The sequence below is a fragment of the Cupriavidus sp. 09_S30 genome, from assembly GCF_056930435.1.
Genome location: NZ_JBXOWI010000002.1, coordinates 712,407 through 730,669, shown reverse-complemented (window position 1 = coordinate 730,669; position 18,263 = coordinate 712,407). Strand labels below are relative to the sequence as shown.

General features: G+C 67.5%; 16 protein-coding genes. 8 read left to right on the top strand and 8 right to left on the bottom strand.

The window, feature by feature from the left end; translation table 11 throughout:
- Nucleotides 1-12: 12 nt before the first annotated feature.
- Nucleotides 13-1,989, bottom strand: coding sequence for an alkyl/aryl-sulfatase (locus AC1Z3O_RS23465; protein ID WP_483518266.1), 1,977 nt, complete (start codon nucleotides 1,987-1,989; stop codon nucleotides 13-15).
- 50 nt (nucleotides 1,990-2,039) lie between these two features.
- Nucleotides 2,040-3,629, bottom strand: a complete 1,590-nt coding sequence (locus AC1Z3O_RS23460) for a GMC family oxidoreductase (RefSeq protein ID WP_483518265.1) — start codon at nucleotides 3,627-3,629, stop codon at nucleotides 2,040-2,042.
- Nucleotides 3,630-3,994: 365 nt separating this feature from the next.
- Between AC1Z3O_RS23460 and AC1Z3O_RS23455 the strand changes: the two genes are divergently transcribed.
- From AC1Z3O_RS23455 to AC1Z3O_RS23440, 4 genes are all read left to right on the top strand, one after another.
- Nucleotides 3,995-4,630, top strand: a complete 636-nt coding sequence (locus AC1Z3O_RS23455; RefSeq protein WP_483518264.1) for a TetR/AcrR family transcriptional regulator — start codon at nucleotides 3,995-3,997, stop codon at nucleotides 4,628-4,630.
- Between the two features lie 159 nt (nucleotides 4,631-4,789).
- The gene (locus AC1Z3O_RS23450) at nucleotides 4,790-5,212 is read left to right on the top strand and encodes a YciI family protein (RefSeq protein ID WP_483518263.1); all 423 of its coding nucleotides are present in this window, start codon (nucleotides 4,790-4,792) and stop codon (nucleotides 5,210-5,212) included.
- A 173-nt stretch (nucleotides 5,213-5,385) separates the two neighbouring features.
- Entirely contained in the window at nucleotides 5,386-5,679 is a 294-nt protein-coding gene (locus AC1Z3O_RS23445) for a hypothetical protein (RefSeq protein WP_483518262.1), read from the top strand.
- A 174-nt stretch (nucleotides 5,680-5,853) separates the two neighbouring features.
- Entirely contained in the window at nucleotides 5,854-6,924 is a 1,071-nt protein-coding gene (locus AC1Z3O_RS23440) for an MBL fold metallo-hydrolase (RefSeq protein ID WP_483521940.1), read from the top strand.
- 268 nt (nucleotides 6,925-7,192) lie between these two features.
- Here the strand turns inward: AC1Z3O_RS23440 and AC1Z3O_RS23435 are convergent, their stop codons facing one another.
- The 5 genes from AC1Z3O_RS23435 to AC1Z3O_RS23415 form a co-directional block, all read right to left on the bottom strand.
- Nucleotides 7,193-8,299, bottom strand: a complete 1,107-nt coding sequence (locus AC1Z3O_RS23435) for a hypothetical protein (RefSeq protein WP_483518261.1) — start codon at nucleotides 8,297-8,299, stop codon at nucleotides 7,193-7,195.
- A gap of 130 nt (nucleotides 8,300-8,429) precedes the next feature.
- Nucleotides 8,430-8,900: an inner membrane protein YiaA gene (yiaA, locus tag AC1Z3O_RS23430; RefSeq protein WP_483518260.1), complete on the bottom strand. Its 471-nt coding sequence runs from the start codon at nucleotides 8,898-8,900 to the stop codon at nucleotides 8,430-8,432.
- Between the two features lie 531 nt (nucleotides 8,901-9,431).
- Nucleotides 9,432-10,388, bottom strand: coding sequence for a PDR/VanB family oxidoreductase (locus tag AC1Z3O_RS23425; RefSeq protein ID WP_483518259.1), 957 nt, complete (start codon nucleotides 10,386-10,388; stop codon nucleotides 9,432-9,434).
- Complete coding sequence (locus AC1Z3O_RS23420) at nucleotides 10,389-11,444, bottom strand: aromatic ring-hydroxylating dioxygenase subunit alpha (protein WP_483518258.1); 1,056 nt, start codon at nucleotides 11,442-11,444, stop codon at nucleotides 10,389-10,391.
- 11 nt (nucleotides 11,445-11,455) lie between these two features.
- Complete coding sequence (locus tag AC1Z3O_RS23415; protein WP_483518257.1) at nucleotides 11,456-12,607, bottom strand: ABC transporter substrate-binding protein; 1,152 nt, start codon at nucleotides 12,605-12,607, stop codon at nucleotides 11,456-11,458.
- Between the two features lie 113 nt (nucleotides 12,608-12,720).
- Between AC1Z3O_RS23415 and AC1Z3O_RS23410 the strand changes: the two genes are divergently transcribed.
- From AC1Z3O_RS23410 to AC1Z3O_RS23395, 4 genes are all read left to right on the top strand, one after another.
- On the top strand, nucleotides 12,721-13,713 hold the full coding sequence (locus AC1Z3O_RS23410; RefSeq protein ID WP_483518256.1) for a LysR family transcriptional regulator: 993 nt from the start codon (nucleotides 12,721-12,723) through the stop codon (nucleotides 13,711-13,713).
- Nucleotides 13,714-13,987: 274 nt separating this feature from the next.
- A complete protein-coding gene (locus AC1Z3O_RS23405; protein ID WP_483518255.1) occupies nucleotides 13,988-15,136 on the top strand; it encodes an acyl-CoA dehydrogenase family protein in 1,149 nt (382 codons plus the stop codon).
- A complete protein-coding gene (locus AC1Z3O_RS23400) occupies nucleotides 15,133-16,182 on the top strand; it encodes an acyl-CoA dehydrogenase family protein (protein WP_483518254.1) in 1,050 nt (349 codons plus the stop codon). The genes AC1Z3O_RS23405 and AC1Z3O_RS23400 overlap by 4 nt, the downstream gene beginning before the upstream one ends.
- Nucleotides 16,183-16,229: 47 nt before the next feature.
- Complete coding sequence (locus tag AC1Z3O_RS23395; RefSeq protein WP_483518253.1) at nucleotides 16,230-17,210, top strand: tripartite tricarboxylate transporter substrate binding protein; 981 nt, start codon at nucleotides 16,230-16,232, stop codon at nucleotides 17,208-17,210.
- A 25-nt stretch (nucleotides 17,211-17,235) separates the two neighbouring features.
- Here the strand turns inward: AC1Z3O_RS23395 and AC1Z3O_RS23390 are convergent, their stop codons facing one another.
- A complete protein-coding gene (locus AC1Z3O_RS23390) occupies nucleotides 17,236-18,204 on the bottom strand; it encodes a LysR family transcriptional regulator (protein ID WP_483518252.1) in 969 nt (322 codons plus the stop codon).
- Nucleotides 18,205-18,263 lie beyond the last annotated feature (59 nt).

Genomic DNA, 18,263 nt, shown 5'->3' with positions numbered 1-18,263 from the left:
CGTGCTCGGCCTCTAGGGCGCCACGATCTCGAACTGCGGATCGAACTTGTCCAGCATCCCCATCCAGGCCTGCAGCGCGGCCGGGTCGCCGTCGATCTTCGCGCGCCCGGCGCCGACCGCCTCGCGCAGGGTGGTCTGGCCCAGCAGCGCGCCCATCAGCACGGCGCGCGGCACGGTCAGCGTGGCCTGCGCGTCGGCGTGCTGCTGGTCAGCCTTGTAGCGGAACACCGCGTTCTCCACCGTGAGCGCATAGCGCTTGCCGGTATCGGGCTGGACCCAGTTGATCTTGAGCGTGCGGCCCGCCGCGCGCTCGGCGTTCAGGCGCACCGCCAGGTAGTCGAGGAACATCGGGTCGGTCATCGCGCGGACCATGTCGGGGCTGCCGGACTGCGTTGACTGTGCGCGCTGCACGCCGTTGCGCAGTTCGCGCGCACCCATCAGGTAGGCGCTGCGCCAGCTTGCCGATTCGGCCTGGTAGCCGAGCTGCTCGAGCGCATCGGCCTCCAGCCGGCGTGCGGCCTGGTTGGCGGGATCGGCGAAGACGACGTGCTTGACCACTTCCGCCACCCAGCGATAGTCGCCTTGTGCGTACGACTCGCGGGCCTGCGCCAGCACCTTGTCGGCGCCGCCCATGTACTGCACGTAGCGCTTGGCCGCTTCCTCGGGCGGCAGCGGGTGCAGGTCGGCAGGGTTGCCGCTGTACCAGCCGAGGTAGCGCTGGTAGACGGCCTTGGCGTTGTGGTTGACGGTGCCATAGTAGTCGCGCAGGTCCCATTGGCCGGCCAGCGACGGCGGCAGCTTCACCATTTCGCCGATCTCGGTCATGGTGTAGCCCTGGTTGGCCAGGCGCAGCGACTGGTCGTGGATGAACTTGTAGGCGTCGCGCTGGCGGCCGAGGAAGGCGCCGATATTCTGCTGCCCCCACTTCGGCCAGTGATGCTGGGCGAAAAGCACCTCGGTGCGGGAGCCGTAGCGGTCCAGCGTCTCGTCCAGCGCGCGCCACCACTGGTTGGCATCGCGCACCTGCGCGCCGCGGATGGTGTAGAGGTTGTGCAGGTTGTGGGTGGCATCTTCGGCCGCGCACAGCGCCTTCCATTGCGGGAAGTACATCAGCATCTCGGCCGGCGCCTCGGTGCCCGGCGCCATCTCGAACTCGATCTGCACGCCGTCGATGGTGCGCGTCTCGCCGGTCTTGCGGACCAGGTCCGTGGGCGGGATCAGCGTCACGGTGCCCAGCGATACCGTCTTGCCCAGGCCCGCGTCGACCTGGCCCTTCGGGCCCTTGGGCAGCAGCGCGCCGTACATGTACTGGGCACGCCGGCTCATGGCGTTGCCCGCGTAGAGATTCTCGCTGACCGCCTCCTCCATGAAGCCTTCCGGCGCGAGGATCTTCACGCGCCCGGCCTTGACATCGTCCTCGCTGACCACGCCCTTGACGCCGCCGAAATGGTCGACGTGGCTGTGGGTATAGATCACGGCGACCACTGGCTTGCGGGGCCGGTGCCGGTAGTACAGGTCGAGGGCGGCGCGCGCGGTTTCCGCGGTGAGCAGCGGGTCGATGATGATGATGCCGCTGTCGCCTTCGACCAGCGTCATATTGGACAGGTCGAAGCCGCGCACCTGGTAAATGCGGTCGGTCACGCGGAACAGGCCGTGCTTGAGGTTGAGCTGGGCCTGCCGCCACAAGCTGGGATTGACCGTATCCGGCGCGGCGTCGCCGCCCAGGAAGGCATAGTCGTTGAGATTCCAGACCACCCGCCCCTGCGCGTTGCGGATGTCGCCGGTGTCCAGCGTGCCCATCCAGCCACGCTGGGCATCCTCATAGTCTTGGCGGTCGGCGAACGGAAGGCGCGTCAGCACCGCGCCATTGGCCTGGCGCGTGAACGTGGTGGCGTCGCCCGGCCCGACGGAATCGGCAGCGCCGCAGACGCCGGTGGTGCTCGACAAAACGAAAAGTGCCGCGGCCAGCGCGGCAGGCTTGCGAAGCATGGTGCCTCCTAGTTGGAAATCGTGGTCCGGGTGGTCCGTGCCAAACCCGGTTAGCGCCAGTCCTGCGCGATCATGTCTGCGCCCTTCTCGCCGATCATGATCGACGGCGCGTTGGTGTTGCCGCCGACCAGGGTCGGCATGATGGAGGCATCGACCACGCGCAGCCGCTCCATGCCATGCACGCGCAGGCGATGGTCCACCACCGCCATCTCATCCTGGCCCATGCGGCAGGTGCCGACCGGATGGTAGATGCTGTCGGTGCGACGGCGCAGCAGCGCGACCAGCTCGTCGTCGCTGCGCACGTGCTTCACGTACAGTTCGCGTGGCGCGTAGCCGGCCAGCGGCTTGGCCGCCATGATCTCGCGCGACATCTTGTAGCCCTTGAGCAGGGTGGCGACGTCATCGTCGTGGCCCAGGAAGTTCGGGTCGATGCGCGGCGGCGCGGTCGGGTCGGCCGACACCAGCCCAACCGATCCCCGGCTCTTAGGGCGCAGCACGCAGACGTGGCAGCTCATGCCGTGGCCCAGGTGCCGCTTGCGGTTGTGGTCGTCCACGATGCCGGTGACCCAGTGCAACTGCACGTCGGGGCGGGCCAGCGCGGAATCGGTGCGCAGGAAGCCGCCAGCCTCGCCGAAGTTGGTAGCGAGCAGCCCGGTCTGCGTCTTGCGGTATTCGAAGAACGCGCGCGTCATGGCGGCCACGCCGCGCAAGGACAGGCCCATCAGCGAGGTGTCGTGCGTCTTGTACGGCAGCACATAGTCGGGATGGTCCGCCAGGCCCTGGCCGACGCCCGGCAGCCCGTGGCGCACGGCGATGCCGTGCGGGCGCAGTGCCGCCTCGTCGCCGATGCCGGACAGCAGCAGAAGCTGCGGCGAACCGAAGGCGCCCGCCGACAGGATGGTCTCCCGGCGTGCCAGCAGTTCCACCTCGCGGCCCTTGACGCGCACCCGCACGCCGCGTGCCGCCTTGCCCTCGAGGATGAGCCCGGTGGCGTGGGCGTCCGTCAGCACCGTCAGGTTCGGCCGGCTGCCGCGCAGCGGATGCAGGAAGGCCACGGCGGCGCTGCAGCGGCGGCCATTGCGGATGGTGACATGGTAGTGGCCTACGCCCTCCTGCTCCGCGCCGTTGAAGTCGTCGTTGACGCGATGGCCGGCGGCCCGCCCCGCTTCGACGAAGGCATGGGTGGCCGGGTGCGCATCGAGCGCGCTGACTCTCAGCTCGCCGCCCGCGCCGTGATAATCGCTGGCGCCGGCAAAATGGTCCTCGGAGCGCCGGAACCACGGCAGCACCTCCTGGTACGACCAGCCCGGATTGCCCTGCGCAGCCCAGTCATCGTAGTCGGAGCGGTGGCCGCGGATGTAGATCATCGCGTTGATCGCACTGCTGCCGCCCAGCGTCTTGCCTCGCGGCTGGTAGCCCAGGCGGCCGCCCAGGCCCGACTGCGGCACCGTCTCGAAGGCCCAGTTGACGTGGCGCGTGGGGAGAATGCCGATGATGCCTGCCGGCGTGTGGATCAGCGCGGAGCGGTCGGTGGGGCCTGCCTCGACAAGGCAGACGCGCACGCCGGGATCGGCGCTCAGGCGGTTGGCCAGGACACAGCCGGCAGAACCGGCGCCGACGATCACGTAGTCGAATTCCATGTCGTATCGGATGGTGAGGATCGTGATGGAGCAGGCCTAGAGCGCTGGTGCGAGCTGAAGCGCACCGCCCCGCGGGCTTGCGTCGGCGCCTCCGGCTCGGCCCTGGAACGGGCGCAGCGCGGCCACGGCGGATGACGGCTGTGTCGCCATGGATCGCCTCCTGGAATTATTCTGAACGTTCAGTACAATTCAAGTGTGCGAGCGGGCCCGCCGCGGTGTCAAGCGACGGGCGCCAGGATTGGGGTAAATCCCAGGGCCATTGCAGACCGATGCGCGGCAGCAGGCGCTCCGGGACGGCACGGCCCCTGGACCGGCCCTTTTGTCCCCGCTGGTACAATTTCCGCCAACCCATGCCTGCCCATGCGATGACTTCCCCCGCCACAGCCGAAGCCGCCCCTGCCGGCACCGCAGCACCCACCAAGAACCGCCGCGGCCTGGAAACCCGCCAGCGCGTGATCGCGCTGACGAAGGCACTGATCGCCGAACACGGCTACGCCGAGGTCACCCTGGACCAGATCTCGGCGGGTGCCAATGTGGCGAAAAGCAGCCTGCTCTGGCATTTCGGCAGCAAGGAAATGCTGCTGGCGGAAGCCGCCATCAGCCTGTTCCAGGAAATTGAGAGCGAACTGCAGGCCCACGACCTGGCCGGCGAGGTACCGTCCCAGCGCCTGGATGCGATCTTCGACCGCGTGGCCGACTACTTCACGCACCACCCGGAAACCAAGGGCGTGGTGCTGGCGCTGCTCTTTTCAAGCAGCGTCCCGGACTCCGTGCGCGAGCACATCCGCGCCGGCTGGGACGGACACCTCCGCGCCCTGGTGGACGCGCTGAGCACGCCGGAACGCCCGCTGCCGCCGGAGATGGCGCGCCTGATGCTGGCGGTCTTCCATGGTTGCTACTGCCACTGGTATGCGAACGGCCGCACCGAGCCCATTACAGCCTACCTGGCGCCGGCTAGGGAATTGCTGCGCAACTGGCTGGAAGCGGCGCCCTCGGCCTGAGGCGGCGCCGCGCGCGCAGCCCGCCCGTCCGGCCTTGCGTTCTTGCGTTGCGCTGTCGATTTCCCCGGTCCCCATTCGTCGTCCCTTCAGAGCCACCCACCGCGCCGGCAATCCGCCCGGCAGCGGCGTGGCTTCCCCAACCCAATCCAGGAGAGAACAATGCGTGTCATGGTGATGGTGAAGGCAACGACAGAATCGGAAGCCGGCAAGATGCCAAGCACGGAACTGCTGGCAGCCATGGGCAAGTTCAATGAGGAACTCGTCAAGGCCGGCATCATGCAGGCGGGAGAAGGCCTGCACCCCAGCGTGCGGGGCAAGCGGGTGCGCTTCTCAGGCAAGCAGCGCACGGTGATCGACGGCCCTTTCGCCGAGACCAAGGAACTGGTCGCCGGCTTCTGGCTATGGCAGGTCAAGTCGGTGGAAGAAGCGGTCGAATGGGTCAAGCGCTGCCCTAACCCGATGGAGAGCGACTCGGAGATCGAGATCCGTCCGCTGTTCGAGATGGAGGACTTCGGCGAGGCGCTGACGCCGGAGCTGCGCGAGCAGGAGGCGCGGCTGCGGGCGGAGGCCAAGGGGCAATAGGCGGGCTTTCCCTTTTCCTCCAGGCGTATCACTCGGACACGCCTGGAGACACCTCATCGCGGTATCTTGGCCCGGTTGCCGCAACCACGGCGACCGGGATTGGCGTCCCGACTACGTAGGCGGTCGACCGTACGCATACGGTCCTGTCGAATCGTCGCCAAGGAGAACGCCCCATGCCCGAATCCATCCGCCAGACCCTGGCCGCCGAACGCTGCGGCCCAGACCTGTTCCTCACCGCCCACTTCCCGCTGGAAACCCCGCTCAGCCTGGCCGCCCAGAAGGCTGCGCAGTTGCATGGTCTGCTGCTGATGCTCAACGATCACGCCATTGGCGATGGCAGCCTAGGCGCCTTTGCACCAGGGATCCAGTCCAACATGCTCTCGCTCGCCGCCGAACTGGCACATGAAACCCTGGTGTTCAGCGAGATGGCTGTGCGGCATGCGCCGGAGTCCGCAGCCAACGAGTAAGCCAGACGCGAGCGGAGCGCAACCGGCCGCCCGCCCCGCTGGCATTCCCCTCCCCGGCCACTACAATGCAAGCACCCCCGGCCGGACTGCGCGGGCGGCTAGCGCGGCACGCTTCGCTGCGGCGCCGCATCGGCGGTACCGCCTGCCGGCCAGCAGACAAGGATGCCCATCGTGCTGATCTTCCGCCAACTCTTCGACCAGCAGTCCTCCACCTACACCTACCTGCTCGGCGATCGCGCCAGCGGCGAGGCCGTGCTGATCGACCCCGTATTCGAGCAGGCGCGCCGCGACCTGGCCCTGATCGACGAACTCGGCCTGCGCCTGCAGTGGACCGTCGACACCCATGTGCACGCCGACCACGTCACCGGCGCCTGGCTGCTCAAGCAGCGTGCCGGCAGCCGCATCGCCATCTCGGGAGCCAGCGGCGCCGAAGGCGCCGACCGCTATCTGCAGGACGGCGACACCATCGCCTTCGGCCCGCATCACCTGCAGGTGCGCGCCACGCCCGGCCACACCAGCGGCTGCATCAGCCTGGTGCTGGACGACGAGAGCATGGCCTTCACCGGCGACTGCCTGCTGATCCGCGGCACCGGCCGCACCGACTTCCAGCAAGGCAACGCCCACGCCCTGTTCCACGCCGTGCAGGAGAAACTCTTCACGCTGCCCGATGCCTGCCTGCTCTACCCGGCGCACGACTACCGCGGCCTCACCGTCACCAGCGTGGGCGAGGAACGGCGCTTCAACCCGCGCCTAGGCGGAGAACTGTGCGAGGAAGACTTCGTCGGCTACGTCAGCAACCTGCGCCTGCCCCATCCCCGGCAGATCGACATCGCCGTACCGGCCAACCTCAAGTGCGGCGCCGCCGCCAACGCCCCCGCCCAGCAGGCCGAGCCTGTCTGGGCACCGCTCAACTACACCTTCGCCGGCATCTGGGAGATCCAGCCGCAATGGCTGGAGGAACACCTCGACGCACCCCAGATCATCGACGTGCGCGAACCAGCCGAGTTCAACGGCCCGCTTGGACGCATCCCCCACGCCCGCCTGATCCCGCTTGGCGACCTCGCCGCACGCACAGCCGAGATTGCGCAGGACCGCCCCGTCATCACGGTCTGCCGCGCGGGCGGCCGCTCGGCACAGGCCACGGTGATCCTGCGGCAGTACGGATTCGAGTCGGTGGCCAACCTCGCCGGCGGCATGCTGCGCTGGAGAGCGGAGGGGCGGTTGGTGGAGAACGCGGGCGTGTAGGCCCTCACCGCCAGCGAACCGCAGCCTCTTGGGCAACGCGCGCGCGCTTGGCGCCGGCACGCCCCGCTGCCTGGCCCGGCCCGTGGCATGCCGTCGTCCCGCTTCACGCGACGCCAGCCTACCCTGTCCTCCGGCACCTTGCTGCGCTGGCCGCTGCCACGCGCCCTCTGGGATGGCGCGTCGCGCGGGAGCTTCCCGGACCAATCGCGCAGATGAACCGGCGCGGCCCCTTGACCCGGGAGCGGCGCGCCGCGCGTACTGGCTCAGATCACTTGGCCTGAGAGGCCTCGTGCCGGGCGGACATCTGATTCAACTGCGCTTGCACCATGCCCATGGCGATCGGCGGCAGCAGCACGCTCCACAAGGAGAACCACCGCTGAGAGTCCGCCAAAGGCGCACCGATACGCGCTGCCCCTTCCCGCAGCACGCTGCCGAGCGTCAGGAGTTGGATAGGCACGGCCAGCGGCACCAGCAAGCTCGCCAGCGCCGCGGCACGCGGCGTCAACAGCTGCCGCGACGGACAGATGGCCGCGACCTCGCCATGCACGCGATAGAGCCAATAGGTCATTGCAATAGCGCCAAGGACCGCGGCCACACCTGCCACCTTCAAGGCAAGCGCCGCCGACGCCATCGATACCGGCCCCGTGCACGTCGCCAAGGCAAAACCGATGGCCGCCAGCCAAGGCAAAGCCGCCAGCCCGACTACCAGCGCCGGCTCCCTGTGCTGCGGGACCAACGACACATGACGCGCGCCCGGCGCAACGGTAAAGAGTTCCCGGCGTACCGGCAGGAGAAGCAGCGTCGCCACACCGAAGCCAGCCGCGCCGGCGAGCACACCACCCAACGCACCCCAATGCCGCAGCAGGTCACTCGCCATCGACAAGACCACAGGGAAAAGCGGCAACTGAAGCGCCGTCAGCACACCGAAAGCGCTGGCGAAGGCGACCCGCCCGCCTCTGCCATCTGCCAGCACGGCAGGTACGCTGATCACGAAGGCATACTGCACCACGTATCCGAAAAAGCGCGCCGCAAGAACGCGCGACAGCCCAATGTCTTCTGCAGGAAGCGCGAGCAAGGCCGTCATGCCGCCCCCCACAACTGCGAGGAGAATCAGCGCAAGCACCGTCCGCCAGCGCACCACCAACAACCCCAATGCAAGACCCATCAAGCTACCTGAGACGGTGCTTGCAGAGTAGACGATCGCACTGGTGCCAAACGGGATGGCATCGCTTTCCCGGGCGCTCAGCACGATCGACTGCTGCAGCATGACCACGCCGAGAAACACGGACACCAAGGCCCCCAGCAAACCCCAAAATCGATAGGTGCTGGCTTGTTCAGCAAACGTCCAGGAGTGTGGTGGCGAGTCGATAAGCATAGGTAGTCAATCCCGAGATCAAAAGGCAAGCGAAGGCAAGCAGTCCCGTCCTTGTACGGTTGGGAAAGCAAAGCCGGGCCCGCCTTGCGCCAGTCGCACAAAGGGGCCGGAGTGGAGCGGATGAGGAGGATCAATCCTCCTGCCGCACGTTGGAGCCGGCGTCCGGGACGTGCTGCACCAGGGCCGGATCAATCAGGTATGGCTTGGCCGCCAGGGTGTCGCGGGTGTTCTTCTGCACCGCGATGGCACCGAACAGCGCCAGTGCGAACGACATGCCATAGAAGCCCTTTTCGCTCAGGGCAAGCGTGGCGTTGAACAGGCCCACGCACAGCAGCAGCACCGCCAGCAGCACGGAAAGCCAGCTCAGGCCGTAGTAGATGCCGGTTACCGGAATGCCTTCCAGCTTGTCGCGCACGCTCTTCTGCACGGAGACAGCCGCAAAAAGGCCATAGACCAGCACGGTGAAGTAATAGCCGCGCTCATTCAGTTGCATGTCGGCATTGAAAAGCCCGATGAGGTAGGCCAGGAAGCCGGCGAGCAGTGCGGCCCAGGAAGCGGCGACGAAGGCGAACGAAGGGGGCTGTGCTTGATAAGGATGCATAAGCTTGTTGGTGGTTGTTGAGAAACGGGGGGTAAGGGGGTATGGGCGTATGAGAGTCGGTCAGCTCGGCACCACGGCCGCGGTGCGCGTGGCGGCCTTCAACAGGCATGGCTCCTTCTCTGCAGGCAGCAAACGACGGGCGACAGGCGGAAAATGCAGCGACGGAGTTCGTCACCTGCCGCATTGCGAGCGGCAATTTCCCGTGGGGGAGATCATTTCAGCAGCGAGAACAGGAATGGAGCCGAATTGTCCGAACATGCGCAGGGATTTTCATTCGCTCGCGCTTTCCGCTGCAGTAGCGCTTTCTATCTTCGGATTAAACCGAAACCAACCGCTGAGGCCGTGTCACCGGCGTCGCTGGTGCATTTCGATGCAGCATGAGCCCGTTTCCGGGAATGCCGGGCGCCAAGCGTTTCGCTGCCTTGCTGGCAGCATGCTGCGCCAGCGGGCGGAGGGGCGGTTCGTGGAGAACGGGGACGTGAAGGCCGGGCTTGGCATCCGCGCCCCCAAACCGGGTAAGCGGCAGCCGGCTCAGATATCCAGCACCAGCTCCCCCGAGCTGGCACGCGAAACGCAGATCAAGATAGACCGGTTAGCGGCGCGCTCTTCCTCACTCAGCACGTAGTCGCGATGGTCCGCCACGCCCGAGACGAGGCCGACCTCGCAGCTGCGGCAGAGTCCCTCGCGGCACGATGACGGCAGGCACAGGCCGCTTCCTTCCAGCACCGACAGGATGCTCTCGCCGGCAGGCACGGTGAAGCGCCCGCCGTGCCGCGCCAGCGCGATGTCGAACGCCCTATCCGTCTCGCCTGGGCGGTCGGCGGCCGGGACTGCCGGGGCGAAGCGCTCGAAATGCACGGACTTGTCATCGATGCCTGCCGCCTTGGCGCAGGTCGACATCGCCTCCATCATCGCGCCGGGGCCGCAGCAGTAGACGTGCCAGCCGGCCGGCATGTCCCGCAAGGCGGCGGCCAGGTCGGCAGCGCCGCCCTGCTCGTCATCGGCATGGAGCCGGACGCGGCCGGCATGGGATGCGAGCCGATCGAGGTAGGCGGCGCTGCGGCGCGACCGCACGCAGTACAGCAGGCGCCATTCGCGGCCGTGGTCGACGCACCAGCGGATCATGCTGAGTATCGGCGTGATGCCGATTCCTCCTGCTATGAACAGATGGCCGGGCGCCGCCGCTTCCAGCCGGAACAGCGCGCGGGGCTCCCCTACTTGCAATCGGTCACCGAGGCGCAGGTGCTCGTGCGCAAAGCGCGAGCCACCCCGGGATGCAAGTGCCAGGCCGATGCCAAGGCAATAGCGCCTGGTGTCCGCCGCCGAGCTGGCGATCGAGTACTGCCGCGTGCAGCCATTGGGAAAGGCCACATCGACATGCGCGCCGGGCTCGAATGCGGGCAGCGCCGCGCGGGTCGGGCTGCGTAGCTCGACGCCCAGTACGCCTTCGGCTTCCACACGTAATCCGGTGACCAGGAGTTCCATCATTCAGGCCACCGTCGCCGGCTTCGACTGCTCGCTTTGCCGCGCTTCCTCTTCCACCCGGCGTGCGACGACCCACCGGAACTGCGACAGCGCCGCGTCGATGGAGAACGGGATCATCTTGAAGTCCGGATCGAGCGCGAGCGAGCGCTGCTGCGCTGTGATGATGTCACGGTCCTCGTCGAAGGCCGCGACCACGCTCTGGTGGATGGAGCGCGTTACCTCCGGCTGGTCGATGGCGAAGTTGTGCGGATGGGCGAAGAAGTAGTGCGTGGAGTTTTCGGTTTCCGGTGTCAGCGCCTGGCAGCCGCGGAACTCGGCCGCATCCACGCGCCGCCCCTCCGGCGCGCCCGTTCCGGTCGGCGCCATGCCGGAGTCCATCAGCAGGATGCCCGGGATGGTGAAGTTGTAGATGTTCCAGCGGTCGACCTTGCCGGGCCAGTGCTTTACCTGCTTGGCGAACTGCGGTGCCTCGGTGTTGAGGGTCCAGCGCTCGATGCGCACCCCGTTCTCGAGCCGCTCGACCTTGGGCTGCACGCCGGCATAGTCCTCGCTGCCGCCCAGCGTGGTGGGATGCACGAAGGGCAGGTGCGAGAAGTCGAGCAGGTTGTCCGCGATCAGCAGGTAGTTGACGTCGTAGTGGATATAGCCGTCGAGGCTGCGCCAGGCGGGATCGTCCAGCCAGTGTGTATCGGGAATCAGGGCCGGGTCCGCCGCTTCGGCGTCGCCCATCCAGATCCAGATCCAGCGGTTGCGCTCGACCACGGCGAAGGTCCGCACCCGCGCCTGCGGCGGAATGCGCTGCTGCGCCGGCGCTTCCACGCATTGCCCGTCTGCATTGAACTTGAGACCGTGGTACAGGCAGCGCACGCAGTCGCCCTCGCGCCGGCCGATCGAGAGCGGCGCCCCCCGGTGGCAGCAGCGGTCTTCCAGCGCGACGATCTTGCCGTCTTCGCCGCGGTACATCAGCACCGGGATGCCGATGATGGTGCGCGAGAAGAGTTCGCTCGGCCCGACCTCCTTGTCCCAGCCGGCGACATACCATGTGTTTTTGATGAACATCTTCGCCTCTCCTAGTTGAGGTTTTTCCATTCGCCGCCTTGGATCTGCACCATCGCCACCGCGCGGGCGTCATAGCCGGAATGATCGGCGGCCGACATGGTGCAGACGCCTTGCGTTGTCACCACGTCGCGCGTCGCCTCCAGCGCATCGCGCAGCGCGGTACGGAATGCCGGCGCGCCCGGCTTGGCCACGGCCAGCGCCTTGCCCAGTGCCTGGCGCAGCACGATGCCGGCATCCCAGACATTGGCGGCGAACACGGAGACGGACTGGCTGCCGTGGGCGGCCTCGTAGCGCTGCACGAAGTCGGCGGCCACGGCACGCACCGGATTGGCCGGCGCAAGCTGGCTGGCAACCAGCACCGGGCCGACCGCGAAGATCGCGCCCTCCGCGTCTTTGCCCGCCACGCGCAGGAAGTCGCGGTTGGCAATGCCATAGGTCTGGTAGACCTTGCCGCGGAAACCGCGCTCGGCCAGGGTCTTCTGCGGCAGCGCGCCCGGCGTGCCGGACGCCGCGATGAAGACCGCATCAGGCTTCGCAGTGGTGATCTTCAGCGCCTGCGCCACGACGGACGCATCGGTCTTGGCATAGCGCTCCTCGGCCACCAGGCGGATGCCGGAGGCCGGTAGCTGCGTGCGCAGTTCATCGAGCCAGGCCTCGCCGTAGGCGTCGCTGAAGCCGACGAAGGCCAGCGTGCGCACGCCATCCGCTTTCATGCGGGCGATGGTCGCCCGCATCATCAGCGCCTCGTTCTGGATGACCTTGAACACCCAGCGCCGCGTAGCGTCCATGGGCTGGACGATCTTGGCGCTGGCGGCCAGGCTGAGCAGCGGGACGCCCTTCTCCGCGGCCACCGCCGTCAGTGGCAGCGTGGCCGGGGTCACCGAGGAGCCCATGACGACGTCGACCTTCTGCTCGTCGGCCAGGCGCCGGAAGTTGCGCACGCTGAAGGCCGGGTCCGAGGCATCGTCCAACACCGTGTAGCGGATGGCCTCGCCACCGACCTCGCGGGGCAGCATGTCGACGGCGTTGCGCGCGGGGATGCCCAGGGAAGCGCCCGGACCGGTGAGGGAGAGCGTGACGCCGACGTGAACGTCGGCCCACGCGGCGGAACTGAACAGACCGGCGAGCGAAAGCAGCCAGCCCAGGGGGCGGGAACGGACCATCTTTGTCTCCTGTGTCGTTGTGATCGACGCCTTCTGCGAGGCGTGTTGACAGGAGTCTAGGTGGTGGCCCAGTATGCCTCAACCTCATGACGAACATGATTGGAATGTACGCCATGCATACCGACACTTTTGACTACAACCTGCTGGCCGTGTTCGACGCCATGCTGCGCGAGCGCAGCGTGACGCGCGCCGCCGAGCAGCTCGGCCTCACGCAGAGCGCGATGAGCCATGCCTTGAACCGCCTGCGCGATTACTTCGACGATCCGCTCTTTGTGAAGACCGGCAAGGGCATGACGCCGACGACCAAGGCCGAGGCGCTGTCGGGCCCGATCCTGGAGGTGATGACAGCCATGCGCACGCGCGTGCTGCCGCAGGCGAGCTTCGATCCGGCCACCATGGAGCGCACCTTCACGCTGTGCATGACGGACATGGGCGAACTGGTCTTCCTGCCGCCGCTGATCAAGCACCTGCGCCTCATCGCGCCGCACTGCACGCTGCGCACCATGCAGGTTCCCATTCAGCAGATCGAAGCGCTGCTTGCCTCCGGCGAGGCGGACCTGCTGCTCGGCTCGGTGCGCACCGCGCCGGAATCGCTGTTCCAGCAGCAGTTGTTCATGCACGGCTTCGCCACCATCGTCAGCAGCAAGAACCGCGAGGTTGACGACACCCTCACCCGCGAGCAGTTCGAAACCATGCCGCACATCGCGGTCAGCCTGGCCGGACGCACCAGCCCGCCCTATGACGCGGCCTACGAAAGCCACGGGCTGCGCCGCCGCGTCTATCTCCACACCCCGCACTTCCTCACCGTGCCACTGCTGATGGACCAGCAGCCCGAGCTGATCGCCACCGTTCCCGAAGAACTCGCCAATGTGTTCTGCCGCTACGGCATCGTGCGCACGGTGAAGCCGCCCATCACGCTGCCGCCGTTCGCGCTCAGCCAATACTGGCACCCCCGCTTCCATCACGACCCCGCCATCGTCTGGCTGCGGCAATGGATCAAGCAGATCTTCGACCGCTATCCGGTGATCGAGCCATTGCCGGCCGAGCCGGCCTCCGGGGTGCCGGTGAAGCGCGGCAAGCGGACTGCTGCAGCCAGGCGGAAGTAACGTCGCGCCGGCCACGCCGGATCCGCGCTGCGCTGCCTTGCTGCACCGCAGCGCTTCCCTGCGCTGCGCGGGTTGTCTCGCGGCGCGCCGCCGACCTGCAGGCCACAAGATGGGCGCTTGCCGCCATCAACGGGCCGCCAGCATGAGCGCCGCCCGGCCGAACTGGATTTCTGTTATCTCATCCAGGCAATAGTCTGCACCCGCAGCCCGATGCTAACGTGCCTCCCGTCGTCAAGATCAACGCGACGACGCATCCATCACGGAGGTAAGCGCTGTGGATACAGCCAGCAAGATCATCATCCGCCCGGCCCCGCCAGACGATGCCTTGGCGCCGCTGCGGCACGAAGTCCGCGCCTTCCTGGCCGAAACGCTGCACCAGGTGCCGCCGCAGGTGCGCGCCCGGAGCTGGTCCGGTTCCGACGCGGCGTTCAGCCGCGCGCTGGGCGCCAAGGGCTGGATCGGCATGCATTGGCCGCGCGCCTACGGTGGCCAGGAACGCTCGATGCTGGAGCGCTACGTCGTGCTGGAAGAGCTGCTCGCCGCGGGCGCGCCGGTTGGCGGGCACTGGGTGAGCGAGCGCCAGAGCGGCCCTCTGCTGATGCGCTATGCCGACAAGGCCGTGGCCCAGGACATCGTGCCGCGCATTACGCGTGGCGAGGTGCGCTTCTGCATCGGCATGAGCGAGCCCGATTCCGGGTCCGACCTGGCCTCGATCCGCACGCGCGGTGACAAGGTCGAGGGCGGCTGGATCGTCAACGGCACCAAGCTCTGGACCTCCGGCGCCCATCAGGCGCACTACATGATTGCGCTGGTGCGCACCGACCGCAATGCAGAGAAGCACGACGGCCTCTCGCAGTTTCTGGTCGACATGCGCACGGCCGGCCTGCAGGTGCGCCCCATCGCCAATCTGGAAGGACGGGAAGGCTTCAACGAGGTTGTGTTCCAGGACGTCTTCGTGCCGGACAACATGCTGATCGGCGAGGCGGGAAAGGGCTGGGCGCAGGTGACCACCGAGCTGGCCTTCGAGCGCAGCGGCCCCGAGCGCTACCTGAGCAGCATCGCCCTGCTGATTGAGATGCTCGACCATGGCGTTGCCGGCGACCCGCGCCACGAGACCGAGCTCGGCTACCTTGTGGCCGAGATGAGCAATCTGCGCCAGATGTCGCGCGGCATCGCCGCCATGCTCAACGGTGGCGAGAATCCCTATCTCGCCGCCGCCAATGTCAAGGACCTGGGCGCGCTCTTCGAGCAGCGTATCCCCGAGGTCGCCCACCAGTTGTTCGGCCAGGAACTGCGCCGGGATGGCACCCCGTTCATGCTGACCCAGGCCTACCTCACCCAGACCGTACCCTCGTTCTCCCTGCGGGGCGGTACGCGCGAAATCCTGCGGGGAATCATTGCCAAGGGGCTGGGCATCCGATGAGCAGCGAACTCGAACAAATGCTGGAGGACAGCGCGCAGCGCCTGTTCTCCAAGGAAGTGGATCTGGCACAGATCGAACAGATGGAACTCGCCCAGTGGCAGGGTGCGCTGTGGGACAAGGTGGAGCAAAGCGGCCTGCTGCGCGTCTTCGCAGGCGAGGCCGACGGCGGCGCCGAGGCCGACTGGAGCGAGGCCCTGCCCGTGCTGCTGGCCTCCGCGCGCGCGCTGCTGCCGCTGCCCTTCGTCGACGGCGCCCTGTGCGGATGGCTGCTCGGCAGGCTGGGCCTGGCCATGCCGGACGGTCCCATCGGACTGGCCGACCTGGGCGCCGAGGTACAGGCCGAAGCCAGCGCGGGAGGCTGGAGCATCAGCGCCACGCTCAACGTGCCGTGGGGCCGCCACGTCCAGCACGTTCTGGTGCGGGCGCGTACGCCTGAGCATGACACCGTGTGGCTGCTGCTGCCGCGCGCCGGCAGGATCGAGACCGGCGAGAACATCGCCGGCGAGCCGCGCGACCGCCTGATCTTCGACAACGTGCGGGCCAGCGCGGCTGCCTGCGGCGACCCTGTCACGGGCGACCCGGCTGCACTGGGCGCGCTGGCGCGCGCCATCCAGATGACCGGCGTCCTCGAGCGCATGCTCAACCAGACCGTGCAGTACGCCAGCGAGCGCATCCAGTTCGGCCGCCCGATCGGCAAGTTCCAGGCCATCCAGCAACAACTCGCCGTGCTGGCCAACGAAGTGGTCGCCGCGCGCATGGCCGTGGCCAGCGCTTGCGCGGCGCTGCCCGGCGAGCACTGGGAATTCCATGCGGCCGTGGCCAAGGTGATCTGCGGCCAGGCCGCCGGACGTGCGGCCTCGATCTCGCACCAGGTGCACGGCGCCATCGGCTTCACGCGCGAACACTCCCTGCACTTCGCCACCCGCCGCCTCTGGTCATGGCGGGCCGAGTACGGCAGCGAGCCGCAATGGGCCGCGCGCATCGGCGCCCGCGCGATCCAGGCCGGCGGACAGGCCCTGTGGCCGACGCTGACGGCGGCGGTGTGAACGCCGGCTGATCACCCAAAAAGAGAGAACATCACGCAGGAGACAAAATGCGATCCACGCTCATCCGCTTCTTGCTTGCCGCATGCATGGCGGCCTCCACGGCCAATGCCGCGCAGGCGGCCGAAACGGCCGCGGAGTACCCGTCGCGGCCCATCCACATCATCGTACCGTTCACATCCGGTAGCGGCTCCGACTCGTCGGCGCGCTTCTATGGCGAGGCGCTCGGCCGTGAACTCGGCCAGCCGGTGATCGTCGACAACCGGCCCGGCGCCAACGGCATCATCGGGCTGCAGATGTTCAAGCGGCAGCCCGCGGATGGCTACACCATCCTGCTTGCCAGCAACTCGCCGATGTCGGTCAACCCCATCGTGCTGAAGAACCTGCCGTACGACCCGGTCGCCGATTTCAAGCCGGTATCCGGCCTCAGCCGTGGCATGAACGTGTACCTGGTGCCGGTGAACTCGCCCCTGAAGACGATCAACGACGTGGTCAGCTATACCAAGCGGACCGGAAAGACGCTGAGTGTGGCCACCTACTCGGCCGGCTACCAGCTCGCCGCCGCGTGGTTCGCGAACATGGCGGGAATCAAGTTCACCGACGTGCTCTACAAGGGCCAGGCGCAGATCATGACCGACCTGATGGGCAGCCAGATCGACATGGCCGTGGTGGACCTGGGGGGCGCCTTTGCGCTGGTCAAGGAAGGAAAGGTGCGTGCGTTGGCTGTCTCCGGTGAGCAGCGCCACCGCGACTTCCCCAATGTGCCGACCATCCGCGAAAGCGGCTACCCGGATTACGTGCAGTACAGCTGGGTATCGTTCTACGTGGGCGCGAAGACGCCTGACGGCATCACGCAGAAGCTCGCCGATGCGATGCAGAAGATCCTGCAGACGCCGGAAGCCCGCAGCTTCCAGGCCACCAACGGCGGCGAAGTCATGCCTTACGCACCAAAGGAGATGAGCGCGTTGCAGCAAGCGGAGATCGCTCGCTTCCGCAAGGTGGCCACGCTGAGCGGCATCAAGCCGCAGTAAGCGCGCCGCCGCCGGGCCGCGGCACTCAGCCCGCGGCCTCACGTGCCGCGCCGGCCAGCATGGACCGCAGCAGCGAGATGAAGGGGTGCGTATGCACGTTGTTATGCCAGCACAGGTGGATGGGCAGCGACAAGCGCGGATCGTCGATCGGCACGAAGCGCACGCCCGGATGCCGGCACAGCTGTCTGGCCAGGAAGGCGGGCACGATGGCGTACAGATCGCTGTTGCAGAGCGCATCCGCGATCGCCAGGTAGCTGGTCAGTACCCCGCCCACCTGGCGCTTCTGGCCATGGGCCTCAAAGTAGTGGTCGATCATGCGCGTGATGCGGCCGAACTGGGAGACCTCCAGGCTGGGCAGTGGGGCCAGCTCTGCCGCGGTCGTCACCGCGCCGATGCGTGGGTTCGCCGCCGCGCACAGGCAGCCGAACTGGGCAGTCAGCAAGTGCTCGGAGCGCAGGGCTTCGAACTCGGCCGGATAGTACGCCACCATGACGTCGATGGTGCCGTTGCTCAGCGCGTTCACCGCGCCGGTGATCGGCACCGGCTGCATCCGCACGTGCGCCGCGGGCGCCACAGCACGCAGGCGTGCGAAGAAGGCCGGGGCGATCAGCGACTGCAGCGAATCGTTGATGCCGATGGCGTAGGTTCCCGTCTCTTGCGCGGGGTCGTAGTCTTCGGCCCGCGCGTAGATGCCTTCGATCGCCCGCAGCGCCTGCTCCAGCACCTGGCGCAGGTCCTGCGCGCGGCGCGTCGGCAGCATCTTCTGCGCGCTCTTGATCAGCAGCGGGTCACCGAGCTCGTCGCGCAGGCGGTCGAGCATGCGGCTCACGGACGGCTGCGTGCTGTCCAGCCGCTTGGCCACCTCGCTGACGCTGTGACTCTCCAGCAAGGCGGCCAGCACCACCAGCAGGTTGAGGTCTTTCTTCCTGAGGTCTCCCAGGCCAAGCGGCCGGCGTTCCGCCGCGGTCTCCTCACCAGGGCGCGGTGCGCGCATGGCGTGATCCGCGAGGTCTCCATAGTCCATCTTCGTTTTTGTCCAAAGCAAGGCATGAC